At 71.5% G+C, this 17,087-nt stretch carries 18 protein-coding genes; 13 read left to right on the plus strand and 5 right to left on the minus strand.

Annotated elements, in window-relative coordinates:
• The first annotated feature begins 133 nt into the window (after window positions 1–133).
• Complete coding sequence (locus ACFXGX_RS29710; protein WP_384796883.1) at window positions 134–916, plus strand: potassium channel family protein; 783 nt, start codon at window positions 134–136, stop codon at window positions 914–916.
• A 283-nt stretch (window positions 917–1,199) separates the two neighbouring features.
• On the opposite strand, the gene ACFXGX_RS29715 is transcribed toward ACFXGX_RS29710, so the two are convergent.
• Together ACFXGX_RS29715 and ACFXGX_RS29720 are read right to left on the minus strand one after the other, a co-directional pair.
• A complete protein-coding gene (locus tag ACFXGX_RS29715) occupies window positions 1,200–1,502 on the minus strand; it encodes a small hydrophobic protein (protein ID WP_384796886.1) in 303 nt (100 codons plus the stop codon).
• Between the two features lie 117 nt (window positions 1,503–1,619).
• Window positions 1,620–3,239, minus strand: a complete 1,620-nt coding sequence (locus ACFXGX_RS29720) for an MFS transporter (protein ID WP_384796889.1) — start codon at window positions 3,237–3,239, stop codon at window positions 1,620–1,622.
• A gap of 121 nt (window positions 3,240–3,360) precedes the next feature.
• On the opposite strand from ACFXGX_RS29720, the gene ACFXGX_RS29725 reads away from it, so the two are divergent.
• The 3 genes from ACFXGX_RS29725 to ACFXGX_RS29735 all read left to right on the plus strand — a co-directional run bounded on the left by ACFXGX_RS29725 (window position 3,361) and on the right by ACFXGX_RS29735 (window position 6,570).
• Window positions 3,361–4,122, plus strand: a complete 762-nt coding sequence (locus tag ACFXGX_RS29725; protein ID WP_384796891.1) for a TetR/AcrR family transcriptional regulator — start codon at window positions 3,361–3,363, stop codon at window positions 4,120–4,122.
• Between the two features lie 309 nt (window positions 4,123–4,431).
• Window positions 4,432–5,640 (plus strand): alpha/beta hydrolase, encoded by a 1,209-nt coding sequence (locus ACFXGX_RS29730; protein WP_384796894.1) that lies wholly within the window; start codon window positions 4,432–4,434, stop codon window positions 5,638–5,640.
• A gap of 66 nt (window positions 5,641–5,706) precedes the next feature.
• Window positions 5,707–6,570: a DUF4429 domain-containing protein gene (locus tag ACFXGX_RS29735; protein ID WP_384796991.1), complete on the plus strand. Its 864-nt coding sequence runs from the start codon at window positions 5,707–5,709 to the stop codon at window positions 6,568–6,570.
• 30 nt (window positions 6,571–6,600) lie between these two features.
• On the opposite strand, the gene ACFXGX_RS29740 is transcribed toward ACFXGX_RS29735, so the two are convergent.
• On the minus strand, window positions 6,601–7,071 hold the full coding sequence (locus ACFXGX_RS29740; protein WP_384796897.1) for a MerR family transcriptional regulator: 471 nt from the start codon (window positions 7,069–7,071) through the stop codon (window positions 6,601–6,603).
• Window positions 7,072–7,166: 95 nt separating this feature from the next.
• Between ACFXGX_RS29740 and ACFXGX_RS29745 the strand changes: the two genes are divergently transcribed.
• Together ACFXGX_RS29745 and ACFXGX_RS29750 are read left to right on the plus strand one after the other, a co-directional pair.
• The gene (locus tag ACFXGX_RS29745; RefSeq protein WP_384796900.1) at window positions 7,167–7,637 is read left to right on the plus strand and encodes a GNAT family N-acetyltransferase; all 471 of its coding nucleotides are present in this window, start codon (window positions 7,167–7,169) and stop codon (window positions 7,635–7,637) included.
• An 18-nt stretch (window positions 7,638–7,655) separates the two neighbouring features.
• Window positions 7,656–8,477 carry a serine hydrolase domain-containing protein gene (locus ACFXGX_RS29750; RefSeq protein WP_384796903.1) on the plus strand — a complete coding sequence of 274 codons (822 nt, stop codon included), beginning with the start codon at window positions 7,656–7,658 and terminating at the stop codon, window positions 8,475–8,477.
• A gap of 15 nt (window positions 8,478–8,492) precedes the next feature.
• Here ACFXGX_RS29750 and ACFXGX_RS29755 read toward each other — a convergent pair whose 3' ends face one another.
• Window positions 8,493–9,149 (minus strand): pirin family protein, encoded by a 657-nt coding sequence (locus ACFXGX_RS29755; protein WP_384796993.1) that lies wholly within the window; start codon window positions 9,147–9,149, stop codon window positions 8,493–8,495.
• A gap of 94 nt (window positions 9,150–9,243) precedes the next feature.
• Between ACFXGX_RS29755 and ACFXGX_RS29760 the strand changes: the two genes are divergently transcribed.
• The 5 genes from ACFXGX_RS29760 to fabF all read left to right on the plus strand — a co-directional run bounded on the left by ACFXGX_RS29760 (window position 9,244) and on the right by fabF (window position 14,224).
• A complete protein-coding gene (locus ACFXGX_RS29760) occupies window positions 9,244–10,449 on the plus strand; it encodes a PucR family transcriptional regulator (RefSeq protein ID WP_384796905.1) in 1,206 nt (401 codons plus the stop codon).
• Window positions 10,450–10,538: 89 nt separating this feature from the next.
• Window positions 10,539–11,456 (plus strand): ACP S-malonyltransferase, encoded by a 918-nt coding sequence (locus ACFXGX_RS29765; RefSeq protein WP_384796908.1) that lies wholly within the window; start codon window positions 10,539–10,541, stop codon window positions 11,454–11,456.
• Between the two features lie 13 nt (window positions 11,457–11,469).
• Window positions 11,470–12,501, plus strand: a complete 1,032-nt coding sequence (locus ACFXGX_RS29770; protein WP_384796911.1) for a ketoacyl-ACP synthase III — start codon at window positions 11,470–11,472, stop codon at window positions 12,499–12,501.
• Between the two features lie 75 nt (window positions 12,502–12,576).
• The gene (locus ACFXGX_RS29775; RefSeq protein ID WP_028800941.1) at window positions 12,577–12,825 is read left to right on the plus strand and encodes an acyl carrier protein; all 249 of its coding nucleotides are present in this window, start codon (window positions 12,577–12,579) and stop codon (window positions 12,823–12,825) included.
• Between the two features lie 127 nt (window positions 12,826–12,952).
• Window positions 12,953–14,224: a beta-ketoacyl-ACP synthase II gene (gene fabF / locus ACFXGX_RS29780; RefSeq protein ID WP_384796914.1), complete on the plus strand. Its 1,272-nt coding sequence runs from the start codon at window positions 12,953–12,955 to the stop codon at window positions 14,222–14,224.
• A gap of 70 nt (window positions 14,225–14,294) precedes the next feature.
• On the opposite strand, the gene ACFXGX_RS29785 is transcribed toward fabF, so the two are convergent.
• A complete protein-coding gene (locus ACFXGX_RS29785) occupies window positions 14,295–14,789 on the minus strand; it encodes a DUF3145 domain-containing protein (RefSeq protein ID WP_261702513.1) in 495 nt (164 codons plus the stop codon).
• A gap of 308 nt (window positions 14,790–15,097) precedes the next feature.
• Between ACFXGX_RS29785 and ACFXGX_RS29790 the strand changes: the two genes are divergently transcribed.
• Together ACFXGX_RS29790 and ACFXGX_RS29795 are read left to right on the plus strand one after the other, a co-directional pair.
• Window positions 15,098–15,985, plus strand: coding sequence for an SGNH/GDSL hydrolase family protein (locus ACFXGX_RS29790; protein WP_384796917.1), 888 nt, complete (start codon window positions 15,098–15,100; stop codon window positions 15,983–15,985).
• A gap of 10 nt (window positions 15,986–15,995) precedes the next feature.
• Complete coding sequence (locus tag ACFXGX_RS29795; protein WP_384796920.1) at window positions 15,996–16,970, plus strand: aldose epimerase family protein; 975 nt, start codon at window positions 15,996–15,998, stop codon at window positions 16,968–16,970.
• The last annotated feature ends 117 nt before the right edge of the window (window positions 16,971–17,087 follow it).

Consider the following 17,087-nt stretch of genomic DNA (forward strand, 5'->3'; position numbering starts at 1 on the left):
CGGGGCGCGCGCCCGGGGGGGGTGTGGGGGGGGGGGGGGGGGGGGGGGGGGGCCCGGGGGGGGGGGGGGGGGGGGGGGGGGGGGGGGGGGCCCCCCCCCCCCCCAACACCCGTTTTCTTTATACGATGCGGGCATGAACGAAGAATCGGCGCAGGCCCGTTGGGAGCTGCGCACCCAGCGGCCCCTGCTCGTCCTCGCGGTGGCGTTCGCCCTCGCCTACGCCGTGCCGATCGTGGACAGCGACGCCGGCCGCACCGTCACGTCCACCTGCACGGCCGTGGAGTGGGTGGTGTGGGGGGCCTTCGCGGCCGACTACCTCGTGCGGCTCGCTCTCGCCCCGCAGCGGCGGGCGTTCGTCCGCGGCCACTGGATGGACCTGTGCGCCGTGATCCTGCCGATCCTCCAGCCGCTGCGGCTGCTGCGGCTCGTCTCCACGCTGACGCTGGTCGGGCGGCGCGCCCGGATGGCCTCCCAGATACGGCTGACGACGTACGTCGGGGGCGCGGTCGTCGGGCTGCTGATGTTCGGCTCGCTGGCCGTGCTGTCGGTGGAGCGGGACTCCCCGAACGGGAACATCAAGACGCTGGGTGACGCGGTGTGGTGGTCGTTCACGACGATGACGACCGTCGGGTACGGCGATCACGCCCCGACGACGGGGATGGGCCGTGTCCTCGCGGTCGGGCTGATGCTCTCCGGAATCGCGCTCCTCGGTGTGGTCACCGCGAACATCGCCGCCTGGTTCATCTCGCGGTTCGAGAAGGACGACGTGGAGGAGCGGCGGCAGACCGCGGCGATCGAGGCGCTCACGGCCGAGGTGCGGGCGCTGCGGGCCGAGGTCGCCGCCCTGACCGGCGGCCCGGGAATCCTGCCGTATCCCTTGGCGGCGGCGGGGCCGGAGGAGCACTCCCCCACATAGCGGTACGGCCGCCCGCGTGGCCGGGGGCCGTCCAGCACCCCGGGCCGCCCGCGTGGCCGGGGGTTGCCGGACCGCCACGCAGTCCGGGGGCGCGGCACCGCCCGTAGGGGCCGGTGGGGCTGCCCGTACAGCCGGTGGGCCCGTTCGTACGCACCGACGAGCCCGCCCGTACCAACCGGTGGGCCCGCGCGTACGCGTCGTCCGGGCCGCCCGTACAAGCCGGTGGGCCCGCGTGCCGCTCGGGCGGCGCGCGGGCCCGTATCCGGTTCGGTCCCCGCCGGCGTCAGAGCAGGCCGTTGCCCGGTCCGCCGCCCAGCCAGATGACCGCCAGGAGTGTGTCGATCGCTCCCAGCACCAGCGCGATCAGCGCCGGCACCGGCCCCGAGCCGGTCCAGCGGCGGCCCATCGCGAGCCAGCCGCAGACCATCGCGGCCGGCCCGAGGACGATCCCCAGGGCGAAGAAGCCGGCCACCGCGCACACGGTGCCGACGATGCCCAGGGTCGCGCTGTCCGGCCCGGTCCGTGAGCCTGTACGGCCACGTGAACGGGGGTGCCTGCGCGTACCGTTTCCGAAGCCCGCCATCATCTACTCCTGAACTCCCGTGACCTGTCGGTCGGTTCGGGTCGATGGACCGGGTACCCCCGTTTCACGCCGACAGGCCCGCCCGAATCCCGGGCGGGCCTGTGTGTGGGGGCGGAACCCTCAGATGTGACCGACGCCCGCGCCGGCCTCGGCGTTCTCGCCGCGCTTGGTGAGCAGCGCGACGAAGACGGCCACGACGGCCACGACCGCGGCCACGAGGCACGCGAGGCTCATGCCGGAGATGAACGTGTCGTGCGCGACCGCCGAGATCTTCGCGGCGATGGCCTCCGGCGTTCCCTTGGCGACCGGCGCCAAGCCCTGCTGCACGGACTGCGAGGCCAGGGCCTGCTGCGCGTCGGTGAGCTTGGGCAGACCGGCCCCGGCCCAGTTGCCCGCGAGGTCGTTGTCGACCTTCGACGCCATCACGGCACCGAGCACGGCCGTACCGAGGCTGCCGCCGATCTGCATGGCGGCCTGCTGGAGACCGCCGGCGACACCGGAGAGCTCCATCGGGGCGTTGCCGACGATGACCTCGGTGGCGCCGACCATGACCGGCGCGAGGCCGAAGCCGAGCAGGGCGAACCAGATGGACATCAGCCCGCTGGAGGTGTCGGCCTCCAGCGTCGACATGCCGTACATGGCGATCGCGGTGGCCGCCATGCCCCCCGCGAGCGGGATGCGCGGGCCGAGCTTGGTGATGGCCAGACCCGCGAGCGGGGAGCCGACGATCATCATGCCGGTGAGCGGCAGCAGGTGCAGGCCCGCGTCGACCGGGCTCATGCCGTGCACGTTCTGGAGGTAGAACGTCACGAAGAACAGGCCGCCCATGAACGCGATGGCCATGAGCACCATCAGCACCACACCCGCCGAGAGCGGGACGGAGCGGAAGAGGCCGAGCGGGATCAGCGGTTCCTTGACGCGCTTCTCCCACAGGGCGAAGAGCACGAAGCCGAGGACCGAGGCGCCGAGGAAGGACCAGGTCTTGACGTCGCCCCAGCCCCAGGCCGGGGCCTTGATGAGCGCCCAGACCAGGCAGAACATGGCGCCGGAGAGCAGCGCGATGCCGGGCAGGTCGAAGGAGCGCGGGGCGTTCTCGGCGCGGTGGTCCTTGAGGATCAGCACACCGAGGACGAGCGCGATGGCGCCGACCGGCACGTTGATGAAGAACACCGACTGCCAGCTCACGTGCTGGACGAGCAGACCGCCGAGGATCGGGCCGCCCGCGGTGGAGGCGCCGATGACCATGCCCCAGATGCCGATCGCCATGTTCAGCTTCTCGGCCGGGAAGGTGGCGCGGAGCAGGCCGAGGGCGGCCGGCATGAGCAGCGCGCCGAACAGACCCTGGAAGACGCGGAAGGTGACCACGAACGCGATGCTGTGCGACAGGCCGATCGCGCCGGACGCGGCGGCGAAGCCGGTCACGCCGATCAGGAACGTCTGGCGGTGGCCGAAGCGGTCGCCGAGCTTGCCCGCGGTGATGAGGGAGACCGCGAGGGCGAGGAAGTAGGCGTTGGTGATCCACTGGACGTCGGCGAAGGTCGCGCCGAGGTCCTTGGCGATCGCCGGGTTGGCGATGGCGACGATGGTGCCGTCCAGGGCCACCATCATGACCCCGACGGCCACGGTGATGAGGGTGAACCACGGATGGCCGCGCAGGCCCGTGGACGGGGCCTGGTCCAATGACGCGACCGGAGTCTTGTCCTCCGGGCCCGTCTTGTCGATGGTGGTCTGACTAGTCATTTTTCGAGGCTAGTGACAGTCGCTGACAATTGACAAACCGATTCACAAGTCGGTAACTGTCACGTCACTCACAGATAGGCTGAACTGGGCGAACAGTTCGGTTGGGAGAGAACGCGACACCATGACGGAGACGGTGGACACGGCCGACACGGCCGGGGAGGCTGACGCGGCCGGGACGGCGGACACGCCGGGCACGGCCGGGACGGCGGAGCGGACCGAGCCGGCGGACGGGGCGGAGCCGGTGGCGCCGCGCCCCGGGCTGCGGGAGCGTAAGAAGCAGCGCACCCGGGACGCACTGCTGCGGGCCGCCCTGGAACTGTTCACCACCCAGGGTTACGAGCGGACCACGGTCGACGAGATCACCGAGGCCGTCGACGTCTCCCAGCGCACCTTCTTCCGCTACTTCGCCGGCAAGGAGGACGCGGCCCTGTTCCTCCAGCGGCTCTCGGAGTCGCATTTCATCGCGGCGGTGCGCGAACGCCCGCCCCACGAGGCGCCGTTGGAGGCGCTGCGTCGCGCCGTTCTGGAGAGCTGGGACACCATCGGCGAGGCGATCGAGGAGGTGGTGCCCATCGAACTGCACATGCGCACCTATCAATTGATCGAATCGACTCCCGCGCTGCTCGCGGTGCATCTGCGCCGCTCGGAGGAGATCGAGGAGGAGATCGCGCGGCTCATCGCCGAGCGCGAGGGCCTCGACGTGGACACGGACCCTCGCCCGCGTATCGCGGTCGCGGTGTTCGGCGGGGTGATGCGGGTCACGGGCCGCCGGTGGGGGGCGGGCGAGGACACCAGCGTCGAGGCGATCCGCGAGCTGACCGCGACCTATCTCGACCATGTGGGGCCCGCGTTGGCGGAGAAGTGGGGCCCCGCGCCGCGGTGAGGCCCGCCTACGCGATCCGGCGCCCTTCACGTACGTCGATCGGCGCATGTCCGCGTACGGAAACCTCGCGCACGCGCGCGCCCGTTGTCCGGGTGACGCCCTCGCGCAACGCTCCGTGAGAGCTTCCGGACCTTCACAACACCCCCGTACGGAGCGTCACATATCGCACACGCATAGCAGAAAAGCACGTACACAGTGTCACCATTTAACTCAAACTGAACCCGGTTTGCCCCAATCGCCCCATCAGAAACGTGATCCCAGTCACTCGTGTAACGGGAGGCTCTTCACTTCTCCTAGGGTGTCCTCTCAGTGACTTCCTTCGACACCACCCCCCAACTCAACGTCTGGCGCGCTCTGCTCGCGCTGGCCGTGGTGTTCGTGATGCTGGCCACCAGTGGCTGGACCGCGCTCCACAGCCATCGGGCAGCCTCTCCGCTCCAGTCGTCCCGCTCCGCGTGGGAGCGCGGCAGCATGGCCGGGCACAAGCTGCCCGACCCGGACTCCGCTCCGGGAGTGCTGACGCATTTCTTCACCACGCTCGACACGCAGCAGCGCTCGAAGCTCGCGCACCGCTACCCGCTCGCGGTCGGCAACATGAACGGGGCGCCGGTGACCCTGCGCTACGCGGCGAACCGTCTCGCGCTCAAGCACGAGCGCACGGTCGAGCGCGGGCGCATGCACGACAACCGGCTGTCCTCGGTCGGCCAGTACGACGCGGGCCGCCGCATGCACCGCTACGAAGCGCTGTTGCACGAGGGCCGCAAGATCCTCGCCTTCGACCCCAACGGCTCGGGCCGGGTCGCCGAGGTCTTCGGCGACCTCGACAGGGCGAGCCGCGTCTCGGTCGTGGTCCCCGGTGTCGACACCGACCTGCTCACCTTCCAGCGCACGTTCAAGCAGTACTCGGCGCCGGTCGGCATGGCGGGTTCGCTGTACGAGGCGGAGCGCGCGGCGGATCCGGGCACCCGTACGGCCGTGATCGCGTGGGCCGACTACACGACGCCCAACGGTCTGGGCATCGACTCGGCCACCGCCATGCGGGCCGAGGACGGCGCGGTACGGCTGAACGCGCTGCTGCGGGCGCTGCCGGGCACCTCCGAGGTGGCGCTGTACTGCCACAGCTACGGCTCGGTGCTGTGCGGGGTGGCCGCCTCGTCGCTGCCCGCCCGGGTCTCCGACATTGCGGTGGCGGGCAGCCCCGGCATGCGGGTGGCGAAGGCGGCGAACCTGCACACCACCGCCCGGGTCTGGGCGATGCGCGACGCGGACGACTGGATCAAGGACGTGCCGCACATGGAGGTCGGCGGCCTCGGGCACGGCGCGGACCCGGTGTCCAAGGGGTTCGGGGCGCGCCTGCTGTCGGCCGAGGGGGCGAAGGGGCACGCCGGCTACTTCGAGCCGGGTACGGAGAGTCTCCGCAACTTCGCGGAGATCGGGATCGGTGCGTACCGCGCCGTCAGCTGCGCGCGTGATGATGACGCCTGCCGGACGGGTTTGTCCGCCGGTGCGTCGGCCTGACGCGCGTAGAGGACGAAAAACTGCGGTCCGCCCAGAGAGGCGACGGAGGCTTGCGTGCCGCATACGATGGCCCGCATGGGTGACGTACTGGCCGGATTTCATGCCGCCTGGGAGTTCGAGTCCGACTCCGTGCTCATCCGCTTCGAACGGGGGATCCGCTCACCGAAGCTGTTCCAGGCGCTCGGCGAACGCCGTATCCCCCTGGAGGCGATCGCGGCGGTGACGCTGACGCCCGGGAAGCGAGGCACGGTCGTTCTGCGTGCGGTGCCGAGGCCCGGCGCCGATCCGCTGATGGAAGCGGCCGCGGGACAGCTCAAGGAGGGGTGCGACCCCTATCGGCTGGTGCTGCCCGCCGACCGCGAGACACTCGCCGAGTACTACGCGGACGAGCTGCGCGGACAGCTCACCACCGACGAGGAGCCGGCCGAGCGCTTTCTCGTGAAGCCGCCCGAGGGGCCCCTGACCTTCAAGGCCTACGACGGGAAGGCCGCCTTCGACGGCAAGACGGTGTCCTTCCGGTGGTTCTGGACGGGCGCGTCCTCGGCGAAGTGGAAGGCCGGCGACCAGACCTTCCCGGTCTCCTCGCTGTGCGGGGTCGAGTGGCGCTCCCCCGAGGTGTTCGAGGGGCATCTGCGGCTGCTGCGGCGGGATCCCGCCCCGGCGCATCCCGCGCAGGCGGACCAGGACCCGGCCGCGGTCGTCTTCGGGCTCGGGTACGGGCCCGTCCACGAGTCGCTGCCGTTCGCGGCGGCCGTGCTCGCCGCCGCGCGCTCCGCGAGTCCCGCTCCGGTGGCCGCGGTCCCGGCGCCGCACCGCGACCCGGCCGACATCGCCGACCGGATCCGGCATCTCGGGGAGCTCCACGAGGCGGGGCTCGTCACGGACGAGGAGTTCTCCGTGAAGAAGGCGGAACTGCTCGCCCAGCTCTAGCGGGCCGGCACCGGGGAGGGTGCCCTCGCGTCAGGAGCGCTCCGATGCGAGGGCGCGGCCCGCGTCCCCGTAGAAGCCGATCTTCCGGTCGAGCACGGCCAGGGTGTCCTGGAGCTCGGCGATCCGGGCCCGGACGTCCCGGCGGGTCGCCTCCAGGAGCTCGTAGCGCTCCCCGTACGTGTGGTCGCCGGCGCGCACCATCTCCGCGTAGCGGACCATGTCGGCGACCGGCATCCCGGTGAGCCGGAGCTTGCCGACGAGGCCCAGCCAGTCCAGGTCACGGTTGCTGTAGCGGCGCTGGCCGGTGTGCGAACGGTCGATGTGCGGCATCAGCCCGATGCGCTCGTACCAGCGCAGGGTGTGCGCGCTGAGGCCGGTGAAGGCGACGACCTCGCTGATCGTGTAGTTGTCCCGGCCGTCCGGGCGCCGCGGCTCTTGTTCGGGGGTCTCGACGCAGGTGTCGGTCCCGGTGGCCCCGGCTGTGGTCTCCATCACCGTCATGCCCCCACGCTAAAACCTTGGAGTCCACTCCAGGCAAGCCGAACCGGCCGAAAACCCCAGGACATGGCCGGGAGACGATGGTTACCGTGCGGATCATGAGTCTCGTACGCCGCGCCACGCCCGAGGACGCCTCCGAAGTGCTGCGCCTGCGCCAGGTGATGATCGACTCTGTCTTCGAGGCGGGCTCCTCCAGCGCGTGGCACGCCGCGTCGCTGCCGACCGTACGCGCGAGACTCGCCGATGCCGGGGAATCCTTCGCCGCCTTCGTGATCGACCACCCGGAGCGGCCGGGCACCCTCGCGGCGCTCGTCGCCGGGACGGTCGAGTACCGGATCGGGCGGGCGGACAATCCGCACGGCGCGACGGGGTACGTCTTCAGCGTCGCCACCGATCCGGGCGCCCGGCGCCGCGGCTACGCCCGCGCCTGCGTGGAGACGCTCCTCGGCTGGTTCCGTGAGCGCGGTGTCGTCCAGGTCGACCTCAACGCCTCCGCCGAGGCCGAGCCGCTCTACGCGGCCCTCGGGTTCGTCCGCAAGCCGGACCCCTCGATGCGGCTGCGCCTCTGAGCCGCTTAGGCTCGGGGCATGTCCTTGCAGAGCCTGGCGCTGATCTCGAACTGGCCCGTTCCCACCGCCGCGGCCGCGGTCGTCCGGGCGGACGGCAGTGTGGCCGGGGCGCACGGGCCGGGTGGGCACCGGTTCGCGCTGGCGTCCGTGACCAAGCCGCTCGCCGCGTACGCCGCGCTCGTCGCGTACGAGGAGGGGGCGATCGAGCTCGACGAACCCGCCGGGCCCGCCGGTTCGACGGTCCGCCATCTGCTCGCGCACACCTCGGGTCTGGCCTTCGACGGGCACCGGGCGACCTTCACGCCCGGGGAGCGGCGGCTGTACTCCAACGCCGGCTTCGAGGTGCTCGGGGACCACATCGCCAAGGCGGCGGACATGCCCTTCGCGGAGTATCTGCGTCAGGCGGTCCTCGAACCGCTCGGCATGACCGCGACGACGCTGGACGGCTCGCCCGCGAGGGACGGTGTCTCGACGGTGGACGACCTCGTGCGCTTCGCGGCCGAGCTCCAGGCCCCCCGGCTGCTGGACCCGCGCACGGTCGCGGAGGCGACGACCGTCCAGTACCCCGGCACCAAGGGCGTCCTTCCGGGGTACGGCCACCAGAGCCCCAACGACTGGGGGCTCGGCTTCGAGATCCGTGACTCCAAGTCGCCGCACTGGACGGGGAACGCGTCCTCGCCGCGCACCTTCGGCCACTTCGGGCAGGCCGGTACGTTCCTGTGGGTCGACCCGGCCGTGGGCGCCGCCTGCGTCGCGCTGACCGACCGGAACTTCGGGTCCTGGGCGATCGAGGCGTGGACGCCGTTCACGGACGCGGTACTGGCCGACCTCGCCTCCTGACGCGGTTCGGCCGCGTCAGCCGACCGCCATCTCCCACACCAGCAGCTCCGCCGGGGCCCCCGCGACCAGCTCCAGGTCCTTCGCGTCCGTGATCCGGGCCGCGTCCCCCTCCCCCAGCTCCACACCGTCCAGCCGGACCTCGCCGCGCACGACGTGGAGGTACACGTAGGACCCGTCCGGGACCGCCGTGCGCTCGCCCGCCGTCAGCCGGCGCACATGGAGCATGGCGCCCGCCTCGGGGACGGCGTACGGGGTGGAGTCGGCGATGCCGCGGACGGTCTCGTACGCGGGGTCGCCGCCCGGTTCCAGCGGGGCCAGCCACATCTGGACGAAGACCAGCGGCAGTTCGCCGTCGTTGCGCTCGACGTGCCGCACTCCGCCCGCCGAGCTCAGCCGCTGGACGTCGCCGTGCCGCAGCACCGACTCGTTCCCGCTCGAGTCGCGGTGGGTCAGCTCGCCCTCCACCACCCAGGTGACGATCTCGGTGTGGCTGTGCGGATGCTCGTCGAAGCCGGCGCCCGGGGCGAGCCGCTCCTCGTTGCAGGCGATGACCGCGCCGAAGCGGAGGTTGTCGGGGTCGTAGTGCGGGCCGAAGGAAAAGGCGTGGAGCGAGGAGATCCCGGCCGCCGGGTCCCCTCCGCGGTAGCGCTCGTCGGCGCGGCGGACGTCCATCACCTCACCACCGTAGCCCCGGCCCGGCGGCGGCTCCTTGCTTACTTGCGACCCGCCGCCGCACAGCTCCGTCCGGATAAGGCAGTCTTGTCCCGTGCCCGAACCCGAAGCCAGCAACACCGAGCGCTCTGCGCACGACGTCGACTCGCACACCGCGACCCTCAAGCGGCTGGAGAAGTCGGCCGGCAGTCTCGCCGCCCAGGCCATCACGCGGATGGACGAGACGCTGCCGTGGTACCGGGCCATGCCACCGGAGAACCGGTCGTGGATCGGGCTGGTCGCCCAGGCCGGCATCGCGGCCTTCACGGAGTGGTTCCGGCACCCGGACGCCCCGCAGGCCATCTCCACGGACGTCTTCGGCACCGCGCCACGCGAGCTGACCAGGGCCATCACGCTGCGCCAGACGGTGGAGATGGTGCGGACGACAATCGAGGTCATGGAATCGGCCATCGACGAGGTGGCGGCACCCGGCGACGAGTCCGTGCTGCGCGAGGCGCTCCTCGTGTACGCCCGTGAGATCGCCTTCGCCACCGCCCAGGTGTACGCGCAGGCGGCGGAGGCACGCGGCGCCTGGGACGCCCGGCTCGAGTCGCTCGTCGTGAACGCGGTGCTCTCCGGCGAGGCCGACGAGGGCGCCGTCTCCCGGGCCGCCGCGCTCGGGTGGAACTCGCCCGAACATGTCTGCGTGGTGCTGGGCACGGCACCCGACGGTGACAGTGAGCTGACCGTCGAGGCGATCCGGCGGGCGGCCCGGCACGCCAAGCTCCAGGTGCTGACAGGGGTGCTCGGGGACCGGCTGGTCGTCATCGCCGGCGGCAGCGACAACCCGCTCGCCGTCGCCAAGTCGCTGATCGGTCCGTACGCCGCCGGATCGGTCGTCGCGGGCCCGATCGTGCCCGATCTGCTGGCCGCGACCCGGTCGGCACAGGCCGCGGCGGCCGGGCTCAAGGCGTGTTTCGCCTGGCAGGACGCCCCCCGCCCGGTACTGGCGGACGATCTGCTGCCGGAGCGCGCGATCGCCGGAGACCCGTCGGCCCGCGAGCAGTTGGTGGAGGAGATCTACAGACCGCTGGAGGAGGCGGGCTCGGCGCTCCTGGAGACACTCAGCGTCTATCTGGAACAGGCGAGCAGCCTCGAAGGCGCGGCCCGGATGCTGTTCGTCCATCCCAACACCGTGCGCTACCGGCTCCGACGTGTGACTGACGTCACCGGCTGGTCGCCCTCGGATGTTCGATCGGCGTTCACGCTGCGGATCGCGCTGATCCTGGGGCGTCTGGCCGCTGGAGATCCACAAACCTAGGCTTTTGTCGGGCCCCTACAATTCCCCCTCGTGTTCTTCGTCCCTGTCCCCACGGGCGGCCGTGGCCGTCCACAAGAGAGAGTGTGAGAGTGCTCGTACTCGTCGCTCCCGGCCAGGGCGCTCAGACGCCCGGCTTCCTGACTCCTTGGCTCGACCTCCCCGGCGCCGCCGAACGCCTCGCCGCGTGGTCGGACGCCATCGGGCTGGACCTTGCCCACTACGGCACCCAGGCCGACGCGGACGCGATCCGTGACACGGCCGTCGCGCAGCCGCTCCTGGTCGCCGCCGGTCTCCTGTCCGCCGCGGCCCTCGGTGACGTGACCCCCGGTGCCGTCGCCGGTCACAGCGTCGGCGAGATCACCGCGGCCGCGTTCGCGGGAGTGCTCGACGACACCGCCGCGCTGGACCTCGTACGCAAGCGGGGCCTCGCGATGGCGGACGCCGCCGCCATCACGCAGACCGGTATGTCGGCGCTGCTCGGCGGTGACCCCGACACGACGGTCGCGCACCTGGAGAAGCTCGGGCTGACCCCGGCGAACGTGAACGGCGCCGGCCAGATCGTGGCCGCCGGCACGCTGGAGCAGCTCGCCGCGCTGGAGGCGGACAAGCCCGAGGGTGTCCGGCGGGTCGTGGCCCTGAAGGTGGCGGGCGCGTTCCACACGCACCACATGGCCACCGCGGTCGACGCGCTGGCGAAGGCCGCCGAGGACCTGACTCCGGGCGACCCGCGGGTCACGTACGTCTCGAACCGCGACGGCCAGGTCGTCGCCTCCGGTGCCGAGGTCGTCTCCCGCCTGGTCGGCCAGGTCGCCAACCCGGTCCGCTGGGACCTGTGCATGGAGACCTTCCAGGAACTGGGCGCGACCGCGCTGATCGAGGTGTGCCCCGGCGGCACGCTGACCGGTCTGGCCAAGCGCGCGCTGCCCGGTGTCACGACGCTGGCCCTGAAGACCCCCGACGACCTGGACGCGGCTCGCGAGCTCATCGCCGAGCACGGCGCCGCCTGAGGAGCCCGAGAGCATGACGAAGATCAAGGCACCCAAGGGCGCTCCGTTCGCGCGCATCCTCGGCGTCGGCGGCTACCGTCCCGTCCGGGTGGTGCCCAACGAGGTGATCCTGGAGACGATCGACTCCTCCGACGAGTGGATCCGTTCGCGCTCCGGCATCGAGACCCGGCACTGGGCCTCCGACGAGGAGACCGTGGCCGCGATGTCGATCGAGGCGTCCGGCAAGGCCATCGCCGACGCCGGGATCAACGCCGACCAGATCGGCGCCGTGGTGGTCTCCACCGTGTCGCACTTCGCGCAGACCCCGGCCATCGCCACCGAGATCGCCGACAAGCTCGGCACGAACAAGGCCGCGGCCTTCGACATCTCGGCCGGCTGCGCGGGATTCGGCTACGCCCTGACCCTCGCCAAGGGCATGATCGTCGAGGGTTCGGCGGAGTACGTCCTCGTCATCGGCGTGGAGCGGCTGTCCGACCTCACCGACCTGGAGGACCGCGCGACGGCCTTCCTGTTCGGCGACGGCGCGGGCGCGGTCGTCGTGGGTCCCTCCCAGGAGCCGCACATCGGCCCGACCGTCTGGGGCAGCGAGGGCGACAAGGCCGGCACGATCAAGCAGACCGTGACGTGGGACCGCTTCAAGGTCGGCGACGTCTCCAATCTCCCGCTCGACTCCAAGGGCGAGATCAAGTTCCCTGCCATCACGCAGGAGGGCCAGGCGGTGTTCCGCTGGGCCGTGTTCGAGATGGCGAAGGTCGCCCAGCAGGCGCTGGACGCGGCCGGGATCAGCTCGGACGACCTGGATGTCTTCATTCCCCACCAGGCCAACGAGCGGATCATCGACTCGATGGTGAAGACGCTGAAACTGCCGGGACACGTCACGGTCGCGCGTGACGTGCGCACCACCGGCAACACCTCGGCCGCCTCGATCCCGCTCGCGATGGAGCGGCTCCTGGCGACCGGTGAGGCGAAGAGCGGCGACACCGCGCTCGTCATCGGCTTCGGGGCGGGTCTCGTGTACGCCGCGACGGTCGTTACCCTCCCCTAGGCACTCCGTACCGGATCATCCGGTCCGTACGGAAAATCGCCACCCCTCTGGAAACACACCGAAGGAGCGCCTGACATGGCCGCCACTCAGGAAGAGATCGTCGAAGGTCTCGCCGAGATCGTCAACGAGATCGCCGGGATCCCCACCGAGGACGTCCAGCTGGACAAGTCCTTCACCGACGACCTGGACGTCGACTCGCTGTCCATGGTCGAGGTCGTCGTCGCCGCCGAAGAGCGCTTCGACGTCAAGATCCCGGACGACGACGTCAAGAACCTCAAGACCGTCGGCGACGCGACCGACTACATCCTCAAGCACCAGGCCTGATCTTCCGGTCACCTGGGCCGACCGTCCGGGGCCGCCGGGGCCGCGTGCCCTGGTTCCCCCGGGCTGATGCCCCGCCACCCGGCGGTGGCGCCGCTGAATCCTCGTATCCGTTGGAGAAAGAATTCCCGTGAGCCCGACCAATCGCACCGTGGTCGTCACCGGTATCGGCGCAACCACACCGCTGGGTGGCGACGCAGCCTCTACCTGGGAGGGCCTGGTCGCCGGACGTTCCGGCGTCCGCCCCCTCGAGCAGGAGTGGGCCGCCGACCAGGCTGTCCGTATCGCGGCACAGATCGCCGTTGAGCCGGGCGAGGTCATTCCCCGCCCGCAGGCCCGCCGACTGGACCGCTCGGCGCAGTTCGCGCTGATCGCGGCCAAGGAGGCCTGGGCCGACGCCGGTTTCACCGACAAGGCGGGCGAGGACCAGAGCGTCGACCCCGACCGGCTGGGCACCGTCATCGCCTCCGGCATCGGTGGTGTGACGACCCTGCTCGACCAGTACGACGTGCTGAAGGAGAAGGGCGTACGCCGTGTCTCCCCGCACACCGTTCCGATGCTGATGCCGAACGGTCCGTCCGCCAACGTGGGCCTCGCCGTGGGCGCCCGCGCCGGTGTGCACACCCCGGTCTCCGCCTGCGCCTCCGGCGCCGAGGCCATCGGCTACGCCATCGAGATGATCCGCACGGGCCGCGCCGACGTCGTCGTCGCCGGTGGCACCGAGGCGGCCATCCACCCGCTTCCCATCGCCGCGTTCGGCAACATGATGGCGATGTCCAAGAACAACGACGACCCCGAGGGTGCCTCGCGCCCCTACGACGTCGCCCGTGACGGCTTCGTCCTCGGCGAGGGCGCCGGCGTGCTCGTCCTGGAGTCCGCCGAGCACGCCGCCAAGCGTGGCGTCCGGGTGTACGCCGAGGCGGTCGGCCAGGGCATCTCGGCCGACGCGCACGACATCGTGCAGCCGGAGCCCGAGGGCCGCGGCATCTCGCACGCCCTGCAGAGTCTGCTCGACAACACCGACCTGAACCCGGCCGAGATCGTGCACGTGAACGCGCACGCCACCTCGACGCCGGCCGGTGACGTGGCCGAGCTGAAGGCGCTGCGCAAGGTGTTCGGCGACGACGCCGACCACTTCGCGGTCTCGGCGACGAAGTCGATGACCGGTCACCTCCTCGGTGGCGCCGGTGGCGTCGAGTCGGTCGCGACCGTACTTGCCCTGTACCACCGTCTCGCGCCGCCGACCATCAATGTGGAGAACCTCGACCCCGAGGCCGAGGCCGCCGCCGACATCGTGCGCGGCGAGGCCCGCAAGCTGCCCGTCGAGGGCCGTATCGCCGCGCTGAACGACTCGTTCGGCTTCGGTGGGCACAACGTGGTGCTGGCGTTCCGTTCGGTCTGACGCCGGTTTCCCCTTCCGTACGGCGTCCGGTGGCGTCACCGCCCCTGACGGAGCGTCATGCCACCGCGCGTCACACCACCTGGTGCAGCCAGCGGACCGGGGCGCCCTCGCCCGCGTAGCGGAAGGGCTCCAGTTCGTCGTCCCAGGGCTTGCCGAGGAGTTTGGCGAGATCGGCCTCCAGGTCGCTCTCGCCGCGCTGGGAGCGCAGGAGCGCGGCGCGCAGCCGGTCCTCGGGGATGAGGATGTCGCCGTGGATGCCGGTGACGGCGTGGAAGATACCGAGCTCAGGGGTGCAGCTGTAGCGCTCGCCCTCGGCGGTGGGGCAGGGTTCGGCGGTGACCTCGAAGCGCAGCAGGTGCCAGCCGCGCAGCGCGGAGGCGAGCTTGGAGGCGGTGCCCACCTCGCCCTTCCAGGAGAACTCGGATCTCCAGGTGCCCGGCGCGGCGGGCTGCCGGATCCAGTCGAGGTTGACGCGCGTGCCCAGCACCCCCGCGACCGCCCACTCGACATGCGGACACAACGCGCGGGGCGCGGAGTGCACGTAGAGAACTCCACGTGTCGTCACTGGGGCCTCCGGACAGAGCGAGACATCTTGTAACTTAGCGGAACGGCAGTGGCAGGGCGGCCACGTGGCGAGGCTACCCTGCGGCGGCGCAAGGAGTGTGACGTACCGTCGGTCCAAGCGCCGTGAACCTCCGAGGTTTCACCCGGCGGGACGTGTCCGGACTCCCTGCCGGGACTCCGGGCCCGCCTTCCGGGCGGAGCCGGGCACACCGCGGAATCGCGGTGCGACCGACCGTGTACGACGTGGTGCGACCGACCGCGCGGAGCGGGTGCCGACCAACCCTGTACAACGAACGAGGAGACCAGGGGATGCGGAATCGCAGCCACCGTTGGCGGGCCGTCCTCGCCGCCGCCGCGGCGGCGGCTCTCCTGGGCACCGCCTCCTGCGACTCCTCGGCGCCCGGCGGGACCGCGAAGCTCCGGCCGTCGGCGAAGCCCACGCCGGTCTGGGACCGCAGCCCGGACTCCATGGCCGCGGTCGGCGACTCGATCACGCGCGGTTTCGACGCGTGCAGTGTGCTGTCCGACTGCCCCGAGGTGTCGTGGGCGACGGGCAGTGATCCGCGGGTCGACTCTCTCGCCGTACGGCTGCTCGGCACGACCGGGGCGGCCGAGCGGAGCTGGAACTACGCGGTGACCGGAGCGCGGATGGCGGACCTTCCCGGTCAGATGGCCGAGGCGGCGACCCGCGGGCCGGAGCTGGTCACGGTGATGGCGGGTGCCAACGACGCGTGCCGGTCCTCCGCCTCGGCGATGACGTCCGTCGCCGACTTCCGCGCCGAGTTCCAGGAAGCGCTGGACACGCTGCGGCGGGCTCTGCCCAAGACGCAGGTGTACGTGTCGAGCGTGCCGGATCTGAGGCGGCTCTGGTCCGAGGGGCGCGGCAGCGCGCTGGGCAAGCAGGTGTGGAAGCTGGGCATCTGCCCCTCGATGCTCGGGGACGCGGACTCGCTGAACGCGGCGGCGACCCTGCGGCGGGGCCAGGTACGGGACCGGGTGAAGGCGTACAACCAGGTGCTGCGCGAGGTGTGCGCCAAGGACCGGCGCTGCCGCTTCGACGGGAACGCCGTCTTCGACTACCGCTTCGGCGCGGACCAGTTGAGCCACTGGGACTGGTTCCATCCGAGCAGGGACGGTCAGGCGCGACTCGCGGAGATCGCCTACCGGACCGTCACGGCACGCGAGCCCGTGACCTAGGGTTTCCCTCATGAGTGAACTTTTCGGCACACTTTCCGACGGCACACCGGTCCACCGATGGACGCTGGAGCGCGCCGGGGTCCGGGTGCGTGTGCTCACGTACGGCGGGATCGTGCAGTCGGCCGAGGTGCCGGACCGGGACGGGCGGGCCGTGGACGTGACCCTGGGCTTTTCCGCCCTGGAGGGGTACACGGCCCATCCCGCGCCGTATCTCGGCGCGCTGGTCGGGCGGTACGCGAACCGGATCGGGGGCGCCCGCTTCACCCTGGAGGGGGTGACCCACCGCCTGGAGCCGAACAACGGGCCCAACTCGCTGCACGGCGGCGACGGCGGTTTCGACAAGCGCGTGTGGGACGCGGAGCCGCTCGAACACGGGGTCCGGCTCTCCCGGGTCAGCCCGGACGGCGAGGAGGGCTTCCCGGGGCGCCTGGAGGTCTCGGCGGCGTACACGCTGGACGAGCGGGGCGCTCTGCGGATCGCCTACGAGGCGGTCACCGACGCGCCGACCGTGGTGAACCTGACGAACCACACGTACTGGAACCTCGCCGGCTCCGGCAGCGCGCTCGGGCACGAACTACGGCTCGACGCCTCGGGGTTGACCAGGGTGGACGACAACCTCATTCCGACCGGGGAGCTCGACCCGGTCGAGGGCACCCGCTTCGACTTCCGCGAGCCCCGCAAGACCGGCGCGGGATACGACCACAACTACGTGCTCGACAAGGGGCTCACCGCCGATCCGGTGGAGGTGGCCGAGCTGTACGACCCGGCGTCCGGGCGGGTGCTCACGGTCGCGACCACCGAACCCGGTCTCCAGCTCTACACCGCGGACCACCTCGGCGAGCCCTTCGCCCCCAACGACGGCATCGCGCTGGAGACCCAGCACTTCCCCGACTCCCCGAACCGGCCGGACTTCCCGAGCACCGAGCTGCGGCCGGGCGCGGTGTACCGGTCGCAGACGGTGTACGGGTTCTCCGTACGGCCCTAGGGCGACCGGCACCCAAGGGTGGTCCCGGAGGCGGTCCCGAAGGGCGGTCCCCGAGGGCGTCGCGGGAGAAAACGGCGGGCCCCGGTCCGGATGTCAGGTTCCGGGCCGGGGCCGACC

The organism is Streptomyces sp. NPDC059371 (genome assembly GCF_042751995.1).
Classification (GTDB): Bacteria; Actinomycetota; Actinomycetes; order Streptomycetales; family Streptomycetaceae; genus Streptomyces.